At 71.2% G+C, this 10,127-nt stretch carries 10 protein-coding genes; 2 read left to right on the top strand and 8 right to left on the bottom strand.

The features are described 5' to 3' along the window. The 4 genes from AB0E62_RS39510 to AB0E62_RS39495 all read right to left on the bottom strand — a co-directional run. On the bottom strand, positions 1 to 1,121 hold a 1,121-nt coding region (locus tag AB0E62_RS39510; RefSeq protein ID WP_362205830.1), incomplete at its 3' end, for a homocysteine S-methyltransferase family protein. Next, positions 1,118 to 2,101: a carbohydrate kinase family protein gene (locus AB0E62_RS39505; protein WP_362205827.1), complete on the bottom strand. Its 984-nt coding sequence runs from the start codon at positions 2,099 to 2,101 to the stop codon at positions 1,118 to 1,120. The genes AB0E62_RS39510 and AB0E62_RS39505, both read right to left, overlap by 4 nt. Before the next feature lie 44 nt (positions 2,102 to 2,145). Continuing rightward, positions 2,146 to 3,354, bottom strand: a complete 1,209-nt coding sequence (metK, locus tag AB0E62_RS39500) for a methionine adenosyltransferase (RefSeq protein WP_362205824.1) — start codon at positions 3,352 to 3,354, stop codon at positions 2,146 to 2,148. A gap of 451 nt (positions 3,355 to 3,805) precedes the next feature. After that, positions 3,806 to 5,281 carry an MFS transporter gene (locus AB0E62_RS39495; RefSeq protein ID WP_362205821.1) on the bottom strand — a complete coding sequence of 492 codons (1,476 nt, stop codon included), beginning with the start codon at positions 5,279 to 5,281 and terminating at the stop codon, positions 3,806 to 3,808. A gap of 360 nt (positions 5,282 to 5,641) precedes the next feature. Here AB0E62_RS39495 and AB0E62_RS39490 point away from each other — a divergent pair, with 360 nt between their 5' ends. Together AB0E62_RS39490 and AB0E62_RS39485 are read left to right on the top strand one after the other, a co-directional pair. Next, positions 5,642 to 6,013 (top strand): helix-turn-helix domain-containing protein, encoded by a 372-nt coding sequence (locus AB0E62_RS39490; RefSeq protein WP_362205818.1) that lies wholly within the window; start codon positions 5,642 to 5,644, stop codon positions 6,011 to 6,013. A 97-nt stretch (positions 6,014 to 6,110) separates the two neighbouring features. Continuing rightward, positions 6,111 to 7,196, top strand: coding sequence for an LLM class flavin-dependent oxidoreductase (locus AB0E62_RS39485; protein WP_362205815.1), 1,086 nt, complete (start codon positions 6,111 to 6,113; stop codon positions 7,194 to 7,196). A 179-nt stretch (positions 7,197 to 7,375) separates the two neighbouring features. Here the strand turns inward: AB0E62_RS39485 and AB0E62_RS39480 are convergent, their stop codons facing one another. The 4 genes from AB0E62_RS39480 to AB0E62_RS39465 all read right to left on the bottom strand — a co-directional run. Further along, the gene (locus AB0E62_RS39480; RefSeq protein ID WP_362205812.1) at positions 7,376 to 8,401 is read right to left on the bottom strand and encodes a methyltransferase; all 1,026 of its coding nucleotides are present in this window, start codon (positions 8,399 to 8,401) and stop codon (positions 7,376 to 7,378) included. Between the two features lie 124 nt (positions 8,402 to 8,525). Beyond that, entirely contained in the window at positions 8,526 to 9,434 is a 909-nt protein-coding gene (locus AB0E62_RS39475; protein ID WP_362205809.1) for a Gfo/Idh/MocA family oxidoreductase, read from the bottom strand. Further along, positions 9,431 to 9,931: a flavin reductase family protein gene (locus AB0E62_RS39470; RefSeq protein ID WP_362205807.1), complete on the bottom strand. Its 501-nt coding sequence runs from the start codon at positions 9,929 to 9,931 to the stop codon at positions 9,431 to 9,433. The genes AB0E62_RS39475 and AB0E62_RS39470 overlap by 4 nt, the downstream gene beginning before the upstream one ends. 4 nt (positions 9,932 to 9,935) lie before the next feature. Then, positions 9,936 to 10,127: hypothetical protein (locus AB0E62_RS39465; RefSeq protein WP_362205805.1), on the bottom strand; the 192-nt coding region annotated here is incomplete at its 5' end.

The raw sequence follows: 10,127 nt of genomic DNA, 5'->3' as shown, positions 1-10,127 counted from the left end.
GCCAGCTCCACACAGTCGTCCCAGCGGCCCTCCAGCATGGCCTCCCGGAACTTCTTCGACCCGTTCGCGTTCGTCCGCTCACCGATGGCCAGGTACGAGGTGTCCTGCCGGAACGGAACGGACTGGTACAGAGAAGCGGCACCCGGCTCGGGACGCGGATCACGCTCCGGCGGGGCCAGCCCCCGGACCCGCTCCACGACCCGGCGCAGGTGCTCGGGGGTGGTGCCGCAGCAGCCGCCGACGAGCGAGAGGCCGTACTCGCGGACGAAACTCTCCTGTGCCTCGGCCAACTCCGGTGCCGACAAGGGGTAATGGGCGCCGTCCTTGCCCAGGACCGGCAGGCCCGCGTTGGGCATGCACGACAGCCGCACCCGTGCGTTGCGGGCGAGATAGCGCAGATGTTCCGTCATCTCGGCCGGGCCGGTGGCGCAGTTCAGGCCGATCATGTCGATGCCCAGCGGCTCCAGCGCGGTCAGCGCCGCGCCGATCTCCGAACCGAGCAGCATGGTGCCGGTGGTCTCGACGGTCACCGACACGATCACCGGGACGTCGTAGCCGGCCGTCGCCATCGCGCGCCGGGCGCCGAGGACGGCCGCCTTGGTCTGGAGGAGGTCCTGGGTGGTCTCCACCAGCAGCGCGTCGGCACCGCCCGCGAGAAGTCCCTCGGCGTTGCCCTGGTAGGCGTCCCGGATCGCGGTGAAGGTGGTGTGTCCCAGGGTGGGCAGCTTGGTGCCGGGGCCCATCGAGCCGAGCACCCAGCGGGGCCGGCCGTCCCGCGCGGTGTACCCGTCGGCGGTCTCGCGGGCCACCCGGGCGCCCGCCTCGGACAGCTCGTGGACCCGGTCGGCGATGTCGTACTCGCCGAGCGCGGTGAGGTTGGCCCCGAAGGTGTTGGTCTCGACGCAGTCCACGCCCGCGTCGAAGTAGGCCGCGTGCACGGAGCTCACGATGTCCGGCCGGGTGACGTTCAGGACCTCGTTGCAGCCTTCCAGGTTCTGGAAGTCCTCGAGGGTGGGCTCCTGGGCCTGGAGCATCGTGCCCATGGCTCCGTCGGCGACCACCACACGGGTGGCGAGCGCCTCGCGGAGGGCGTCGGCACGCCGGGACTGTGCGTTGCTCATGCCACGCCCGCCAGGAGGGGCTCCAGCTCGGCGGCGGCGGCCCGGCCGTAGGTCTGGTCGATGCGGGCGGCCAGGTCCCCCGGCACGAGCTTGTACTCCTGGGTGCCGACGGATTCCAGGACGACGGTGGCGAAGGCGCAGCCGAGTTCGGCCGCCCGCCGGTAGGGCAGTTCCCGGGCGAGGCCGGCCAGGAAGCCCGCGCGGAAGGCGTCCCCGACGCCGGTCGGGTCGGCGATGCGCTCGGTGGGCACCGCGGCCACGTCCACCCGCTCGGTGTGCCCGGACAGCAGGGTGACCCCGTCGGCGCCGCGGGTGATGATCCAGGTGCCCACCCGGTTCTGCACCTCGCGCTCGCTCCAGCCGGTGCGCTCCTGGAGCAGGGCCGCCTCGTACTCGTTGGTGAACAGCCAGCGCGCCCCGTGCACCAGCCGCTTGGTCTCCTCGGTGTCGAGGCGGGCGAGCTGCTGGGAGGGGTCGGCGGCCACGTCGAGGTCGAGGTCGTGTGCCGTTCTGGTGTGCCGCAGCATCGCCTGCGGGTCGTCGGCGCCGACCAGGACGAGGTCGAGTCCGCCGACGGACTGCCGTACGGCGGCCAGGTCGATGTGCCGGGCCTCGCTCATGGCGCCCGGGTAGAAGGTGGCGATCTGGTTCTGGTCGGTGTCGGTGGTGCAGACGAAACGCGCGGTGTGGTGTTCCCCGCTGATCCGCACCGTGGAGGTGTCCACGCCGGCCGCTCGCAGGCGCGCGTCGTAGTCGGCGAAGTCGATGCCCGCGGCGCCCACCAGCACGGGGCGCAGGCCGAGCCGGCCGAGCCCGAAGGCGATGTTGGCGGCGACCCCCCCGGTCCGTATCTCCAGTGCGTCGGCGAGGAAGGAGAGGGAGACGTGGGCGAGTTGGTCCGGGATGAGCTGGTCGGCGAAGCGGCCCGGGAAGGTCATCAGGTGGTCGGTGGCGATGGACCCCGTGACTGCGATACGCATCGGTTGCTCCTCTGGGTTCGAACTTCTCGGCCTGCAGCGTCTCCTCAGGCGCTCGCGATGTCCTTGAGCTGCTGGGCGCGGTCGGTGCGTTCCCAGGTGAACTCGGGCAGTTCGCGGCCGAAGTGTCCGTAGGCGGCCGTCCGGGCGTAGATGGGGCGCAGCAGGTCGAGGTCGCGGATGATGGCGGCCGGGCGCAGGTCGAAGACCTCGGTGATGGCCTTCTCGATCTTCTCCTGGGCCACCGTGCCGGTGCCGAAGGTCTCCACGAACAGGCCGACCGGTTCCGCCTTGCCGATGGCGTAGGCGACCTGGACCTCGCAGCGTTCCGCCAGGCCGGCGGCGACGACGTTCTTGGCGACCCAGCGCATCGCGTAGGCGGCGGAGCGGTCGACCTTGGAGGGGTCCTTGCCGGAGAAGGCGCCGCCGCCGTGGCGGGCGTAACCGCCGTAGGTGTCGATGATGATCTTGCGGCCGGTCAGGCCCGCGTCGCCCATGGGGCCGCCGACCTCGAACCGGCCGGTCGGGTTCACCAGCAGCCGGTAGCCGTCGGTCTCCAGCTTGATGCCGTCCTCGGCGAGCTGCGCGAGCGCGTGCTCGACGACGTGTTCGCGGATGTCGGGGGTGAGCAGGGTGTCCAGGTCGATGTCGGCGGCGTGCTGGGTGGAGACGACCACGGTGTCCAGGCGGACCGGCTTGGAGCCCTGGTACTCGATGGTCACCTGGGTCTTGCCGTCGGGGCGCAGGTAGGGCACGGTGCCGTTCTTGCGGACCTCCGTCAGCCGCCGGGCGAGCCGGTGGGCCAGCTCGATGGGCAGCGGCATCAGGCTGGGGGTCTCGTTGGTGGCGTAGCCGAACATGATGCCCTGGTCGCCGGCGCCCTGGCGGTCTAGTTCGTCGTCGTCGCCCTCGACGCGTGCCTCGTAGGCGGTGTCGACACCCTGGGCGATGTCGGGCGACTGGGCGCCGATGGACACGGAGACGCCGCAGGAGGCGCCGTCGAAGCCCTTGGCCGAGGAGTCGTAGCCGATGTCGAGGATCTTCTGTCGCACGAGCTGGGCGATGGGCGCGTACGCCCCCGTCGTCACCTCCCCGGCGACATGGACCTGACCGGTGGTGATCAGCGTCTCGACGGCGACCCGGGAGGTGGGGTCCTCGCTCAGCAGCGCGTCCAGGATCGTGTCGCTGATCTGGTCCGCGATCTTGTCCGGGTGGCCCTCGGTCACCGATTCGGAAGTGAACAGACGACGGGACATGGCTCTCCAAAGGACAGGGGGTTTCAGGGGTGCCAGGACGGCTACGACAGTACGCAAAACCTCGTACGGAGAGAATGTCGCGCACCCCAGCCCGGGGAGACTTTGGGAAGTCCGCGTACGGCCGCCCTCGACGGCACACGCGAATGCGTCCGCGGGCGTCCGCCACGGCACCGCACACCGCACATACACGGGCGGCGGCCCGGCGCGGACCGGTCCGGGGCAGGTCGGGTGACCGCCGTGGACCGGATGCGCCGGGCCGCCGCCCGGTTCCGGGGAGGAAGCCGTCGTGTCGGCCTCCGGGGAGGAGACCGTGGTGTCGGCCTCCGGAGAGGAGACCGTGGTGTCGGCCTCCGGAGAGGAAGCCGTGGTGCAGGCCTCCGGGGAGAGCCGGACGGCGGGCGAGGAGCCGGGCGGGGGATTTCCGGCCCCCCGGACGCCCGCCGTCCGGGGTTCAGCGGGCCGCGAGGGCCTCTTCTTCGCTGCCGGACGCGGGCACGGCGGGGGCGGCCGGCTGCCGCTTCAGGGCGAGCGTGACGAGCAGACCGACGACCATGCCGGCCGCGGTGAGCATCACGACCAGGAACTCACCGTCCGCCTGCGCCGACTTCAGTGCCTGGCCCGCCTTGCCGTCCGTGCCGATCTCGGCGATGACGGTGAAGATCGCCAGGCCGATGGCGTTGCCGATGTTCAGCGCGGTCGAGGCGATGCCGTTCGCCACGCCCTGCTCCTGCGGGGCGGTGCCGGTGGCGGCGGCGATCCACATCGCGGTCCAGACGATGCCCTGGCCGATGCCGGACACGATCAGGCCGGGCACCAGCATGGCGTAGCTCGCGTCGGAGTCGAAGCCGAAGGCGAGGCCGGCCGTGCCGACGATACCGACGATGAAGCCGATGATCAGCGTGGTGCGGGTGCCGATCTTGCTGGCGAACCGCTCGCCGAGCTGGGTGCCCGTGGCGATCGCGAGCGAGGGGATGAGGAAGCCGAGGCCGGTCTGCAGGGCGCTGTAGCCGTGCACGCTCTGCATCAGGACGGTGAGGAAGTACGGCAGCACACCGAAGGTCGCCATGTAGAGGAAGGTGACGAGCATGCCCACGGTGAGGTTCCGGTTGTTGAACAGCCGGAACGGCATCAGCGGGTCGGAGCTGCGCGACTCGACCACGGCGAAGAGCGCGAGCAGGACGACGGCGAGGATGAACGCGCCGACCACCAGGCCGTCGCCCCAGCCCCGCTCGGGGCCCTCGACGAGGGCGAACACCAGCAGCGTGGAGCCGCCGGTGACGGTGAGGGAGCCCGGGAAGTCGAACTTGCGGCGCTCGGTGCGGGCCGGGTCACGCGGGATGACGAGCAGGGCGCACAGGGCGACCAGACCGCCGAAGGGGACGTTGACGAAGAAGACCGACGACCAGCCGAAGTTGTCCGTCAGCACACCACCGAGGAGGGCGCCGATGGTCAGACCGCTGGCCCCGGCGCCGCCCCAGACCGCGAGGGCCCGGTTCCGCTTGGGACCCTCCTCGAAGAGGGTGTTGATCAGCGACAGGGTGGACGGCAGCAGCAGGGCACCGGCGATGCCCTGGACGGCGCGGGCCACGACGATGACCTCGGGGCTGGGCGCGAGACCGCCGGCCAGCGACGACACGGCGTACATCGTGAGGGCGAGGACGAACATCCTGCGCCGGCCGAGCAGGTCCGCCGCGCGCCCGCCGAACAGCAGGAAACCGCCCGCGAAGACGACGTAGGCGCTGACCACCAGCTGCTGGGTCTGGCCGGGGAAGCCCAGCTCCTGGCCGATCTCGGGCAGTGCCACGAACACGATGTTCAGGTCGAGGCCGTAGAGCAGCTGCGCGAGGGCCAGCAGCGTGAGGATCCAGCCCAAGTGGCGTGGGGCGCCGCCCGAGCTTCCTTGGTTCAGCGCTGATGTAGAGGACATGGCAGGAGTGCCCCTTCTGGCTCTGGTGGTGTGGTTCTCGAAGCTGTGGAACGAGCGTTTCTGGTGGCTTGGAAGCCCGGGCGACGCGCCCGGCAGCCCGGACGGCGCCGCATCGTTACGACTGTTCGTATTCTTACGTACGCTGCTTCGTTCGGCAACCTTAGTACAGTCGAACCATTGCTGCCCCGCGGACCGGTCCGGCCGGACGCGGGCGCGCCGAGAGGAGATCCATGCAGACGATCAGCTCCCGAGGGGAGCCGGGAGGGGCGTCGGGCCGGTGGCCCGGAGTCCGGAAAAGACGCGAACGATCCACAAGCGCCCAGGTGACGGAAAGTATGAATGTCGCGGTACTGTGGGATTATGAGCCGCCATCCAGACCGCGACCAGATTCGGATCGAAAGCGTGCTGTCCGCCCTGGGCAGCCCTGTACGACTTGCCGTCGTCCGTGTGCTCGACGCGGGCGGGGAACACAATTGCGGCAGCGTCCTGGGACTCCTGGGCATCACCGCCAAGTCCACGATGACGCATCACTGGCGCGTACTGCGCGAGAGCGGTGTCATCTGGCAGCACCCCTCCGGCCGGGAGAACCTGCTGTCGCTGCGGCGCGAGGACCTCGACGCGCGCTACCCGGGCCTCCTGGACGCCATCCTCTCGGGAGCCGACTCGGACGAGGCGCTGGAGAAGGCCCAGCGTCTGCTGTCCGCCGGCGCCCGGGGCCGATCCGAAACCTGACCTGCGCATCCGGGACCCGCCCGGCCCACGCCTCCCCCACAGCGGGTGCGCAGCGCTGCGATCTGCCGTCACTGCCACACCTGTGAGGAGCTGCACCATGCAATTCGGCATCTACAGCGTCGGAGACGTGACCCCCGATCCGACCACGGGCCGGGTCCCGACCGAGCACGAGCGGATCAAGTCGATGGTCCGGATCGCGCTCAAGGCGGAGGAGGTGGGTCTGGACGTCTTCGCCACCGGCGAGCACCACAACCCGCCCCATGTGCCCACGTCCCCGACGACGCTGCTCGGCTACATCGCCGCGCGCACCGAGCGGATCATCCTGTCCACCGCGGTCACCCTGATCACCACGAACGACCCGGTGAAGATCGCCGAGGACTACGCGCTTCTCCAGCATCTGGCCGACGGACGCGTGGACCTGGTGCTCGGCCGGGGCAACACCGCTCCGGTGTACCCGTGGTTCGGCAAGGACATCCGGCTGGGCATCCCCCTCGCGCTGGAGAACTACGCGCTGCTGCACCGGCTGTGGCGGGAGGAGGAGGTGAACTGGCACGGCAAGTTCCGTACGCCGCTGAGCCACTTCACCGCCACGCCCCGGCCGCTGGACGGCGTGCCTCCGTTCGTCTGGCACGGCTCGATCCGCAGCCCGGAGATCGCGGTGCAGGCCGGCCACTACGGCGACGGATTCTTCGCCAGCAACATCCTGTGGCCCAAGGAGCACTTCCAGGACCTGATCGCGCTCTACCGGCACCACTACGCGGAGAGCGGGCACGGCCGGCCCGAGCAGGCCGTCGTCGGGCTCGGCGGGCAGGCCTTCATGCGCAAGAACTCGCAGGACGCCATCAGGGAGTTCCGGCCGTACTTCGACAACGCGCCGGTGTACGGGCACGGTCCGTCCCTGGAGGACTTCATGGAGATCACGCCGCTGTCCGTGGGCAGTCCGCAGCAGGTGATCGAGAAGACCCTGCGGTTCCGTGAGTACTTCGGCGACTACCAGCGGCAGATGTTCAACATGGACCACGCCGGGCTGCCGTTGAAGACCGTGCTGGAGCAACTGGACATGCTCGGCGAGGTGGTTCAGGTGCTGCGCAAGGAGTTCGCGAACCAGCGGCCCGCGGGGGTCGCCGAGCCGCCGGTGCACCCCGCCGTGGCGGCTCGCCGGCAGGAGCCGGCGGCCGGCTGACCGGCGCCCCGCCGCCCGCACGGGCCGGCGGCCGGTTCCCCGCGTCCCGGGGGCCGGCCGCCGGCCCAGGGGGGCGCGGGGCAAGGGGTCCAAGCGGACGGCCCCCAGGACCCGTGGGTCCTGGGGGCCGTAGCCGCGCGCGGGCCGGGGGAAGCGGCGCGGCGGTGCGGGGCGGGGTGTCAGGGCTTGCGGGCGACCAGCACGCCGTTGGCTCCCTGGCCCTCGAACGGCGTGACGCCCTCCGGCTTCAGGCCGAACTCCTCCATCCACGCGGAGTACTCGGCCGCGGTGTAGTTGCGGCCCCACGTCTCGATGAGCATGTTCAGGCTCATCAGCGCCGCGGGCGCCGGACCGCGCTTGTCGTCGGAGACGAACGACTCCGTGATCAGCAGGACACCGCCGGAGGACAGCGCCTCGGCACAGGACCGCAGGATCTTGCGCGCGTCCTCCACGCTCCAGTCGTGCAGGATGTTGGAGAGCAGGATCGCGTCGTAGCCGCCGGGCACGCCGCCGACCTTGAAGAAGTCACCGCTGGCGAAGGAGATGCGGTCCGCCAGGCCGGCCTTCTCCACCCGCGGCTTGGTCAGGTCGCACACGAACGGCAGGTCGAAGACGGTGGTCTTCAGGTGCGGGTAGCGGTTGCACAGCTCGATGTCGTACGCCGCGCCGCCACCGCCCACGTCCAGCAGCGTCTTGATCGAGGTGAAGTCGAAGTGCTCGGCGAGCTGGCCGGCGGTGTACGCCGACAGCGAGTGCATGGCGTCCCAGAAGTGTTCCTTGACGACCGGGTCGTCCGGCTCGAACAGCGACCCCTGGTTCTCCACGTCCCAGGTGTAGGGGCGGTTGCCGCGCAGTGAGTCGAGCATCTTGATGTAGGCGGGGTACTCGTGCTTGTCGACCAGCGTCACCCAGCCGCCGAAGTACCGCGGCTTGCCCTTGACCAGGAACTCCTCGGACAGCGGGGTGTTGTGGTAGCTGCCGTCGTCGTCGAGCCGCAGCAGGTCGAGCGAGACGAGCGCGGTGAGCAGCAGTTCCGCGGGGCGCTCGTCGATCCCGTGCCGCTCGGCGAAACCGGCGAGGGTCGTGCTGCCGCCCCCGGCGAGCTCGGTGAACAGCTCGAGCTCCGTGGCCAGACCGAGCGCCTTGAACGCGTAGACGCCGAGGGTCAGGTCCATCAGAGGGGTCGGGGTGAGGGGCGAAGTCATGTAGATCCTCCGTTGCTCATCGATGGCGTGAAGCTCGACTCGCTTTGACAGTACGAGTACGGACGAACACTCTCCAGTGATCGCGGGCGACCCACGACGACTTTGAGAGGTAAGGCGGCCGGTGTCATTCCGGCTCCGTGCGCGCCGCCCGGTCGACGGCGTCCAGGACCCGGGCGGTGCGTACGATCTCCCGGGCGGTGGGCGGCTCCCAGCGCAGGTCCCCCCGCAGCTGGCCGAGGAAGGCCTCCAGCGCGGCCCCGGCCCGCAGCCGCGGCCGGACGGTCACACTGGCGCGCGTCCCCTCGATGTGCAGGAGCATCCCGCCCGGCCGGGACGTCCAGCCGGCCTGGAGAGTCACCGGCACACCGCCCCAGGACAGCACGGCCGCCCCGCCCACGTTCAGGTCGGCGTCGGGACGGGTGAGGTAGGAGGCGCCGCACACCCGCAGGCCGGCCGAGGGATCCAGCCACTCCAGCAGGTCGACGAGGTGGACCGCGAGGTCGGCGAAGGCTCCGGCGGCGCCGTGCCGTTCGGCCAGCATCCAGGCGGTGGGCCCGGTGAACGCGTCGTCGAGCAGCCCCGGGTGGGTGAAGCGGAGGTGCACGCCCGCCAGCTCGCCCAGGCCGCGGTCGGCCAGCGTGGCGCGCACCTCCCGCAGTTCGGGCGCGCAGCGGAGGAACATCGCGGTGGTGACCGGACGTTCGGCCGCCGCGAGGAGCACCGCGAGCCGGCCGGTCTCCTCGGCGGTGGCCGCCAGGGGCTTCTCGACCAGCGCCGGGACACGGGCCCGTACGGCCTGGCGCAGCAGGCTGCCGTGCTGGGCCGTGGTGGAGACGATCACGGCCGCGTCGGCCCCGGCCAGTGCCTCGGCCGCGTCCCGTGCGGGCTCGATGCCGGCCACCGGTGCCGGGCGGTCGCTGTAGACGGCGGTCAGCGCGGCCCACGGGTCGCGGGCGACCACCTCCAGGTAGTCCGGGAGGTGCACGTGGTCCGTCCCCAGCACCGCGAGCCGCAGCGGGGCCGCGGGGGTCATCCGGCCGCGGCCATCTGGTCGTTGGGTACGGGCCGGCCGAAGGTGCGGTCGCTGTAGACGAGGGGCGCGCGGTCGCCGGCGTGGGTCGCCTCGACCCGTCCCACGAGGATGCTGTGATCGCCTCCGTCCAGGATCTCGTGGGTGGTGCAGGCGATGCGCGCCGCCGCCTCCGGCAGCCCGGGCAGGCCGAGTTCGCAGGGCGTCATGTCGTCGGCCTCGAACCGGTCCACGCCCGAGGCCGCGAAGCGCAGGGCGACATCGCCCTGGTCGTGCGCGAGTACGTTGATGAGGAAGTGCGGGGCCGAGGTGAAGGCGCCGTGCGTGCTCGCGCCCTTGTCCAGGCAGATGAGCACGAGCGGCGGATCGAGGGACAGCGAGGAGAAGGAACTCCCGGTGAAGCCCCACCGCCGCCCGGACGCGTCGGCCGTGGTGGCCACCGTGACAGGGCTGGGTACGCGGGACATGGTCCGGGTGAAGGCGAGGCGGTCGACAGGCATGCGGTCATCCGTTCGTGTGTGGGGCGTGAGCGGGCGGAGATGAGGGGTGGGCGCACCGTCCGCCGGGCCGCCGCGCGGGGCGCGCGCGGCCTCGCCGCCCGGCGAGGGGGCGGGCCGGGACCGGGCTGTCCTCCTCGGTCGCCACGCCCTTGGCCACGGCGTCATGGGCGAGGTCGATGATCCGGGCGACCGTGCG

Origin of the sequence: Streptomyces sp. NPDC038707, assembly GCF_040636485.1 — a bacterium.
Classification (GTDB): Bacteria; Actinomycetota; Actinomycetes; order Streptomycetales; family Streptomycetaceae; genus Streptomyces.
Note: the sequence above shows the minus strand (reverse complement) of the source record. Positions and strands in the feature narration are given on the sequence as shown.

Excerpts from the sequence above, each read along its gene's own strand:
- AB0E62_RS39475 (WP_362205809.1), bottom strand. The coding sequence starts at position 9,434 with ATGACCCCCGCGGCCCCGCTGCGGCTCGCGGTGCTGGGGACGGACCAC.
- AB0E62_RS39490 (WP_362205818.1), top strand. The coding sequence starts at position 5,642 with ATGAGCCGCCATCCAGACCGCGACCAGATTCGGATCGAAAGCGTGCTG.
- AB0E62_RS39485 (WP_362205815.1), top strand. The coding sequence starts at position 6,111 with ATGCAATTCGGCATCTACAGCGTCGGAGACGTGACCCCCGATCCGACC.
- AB0E62_RS39495 (WP_362205821.1), bottom strand. The coding sequence starts at position 5,281 with ATGTCCTCTACATCAGCGCTGAACCAAGGAAGCTCGGGCGGCGCCCCA.
- AB0E62_RS39505 (WP_362205827.1), bottom strand. The coding sequence starts at position 2,101 with ATGCGTATCGCAGTCACGGGGTCCATCGCCACCGACCACCTGATGACC.
- AB0E62_RS39480 (WP_362205812.1), bottom strand. The coding sequence starts at position 8,401 with ATGACTTCGCCCCTCACCCCGACCCCTCTGATGGACCTGACCCTCGGC.
- metK (WP_362205824.1), bottom strand. The coding sequence starts at position 3,354 with ATGTCCCGTCGTCTGTTCACTTCCGAATCGGTGACCGAGGGCCACCCG.
- AB0E62_RS39470 (WP_362205807.1), bottom strand. The coding sequence starts at position 9,931 with ATGCCTGTCGACCGCCTCGCCTTCACCCGGACCATGTCCCGCGTACCC.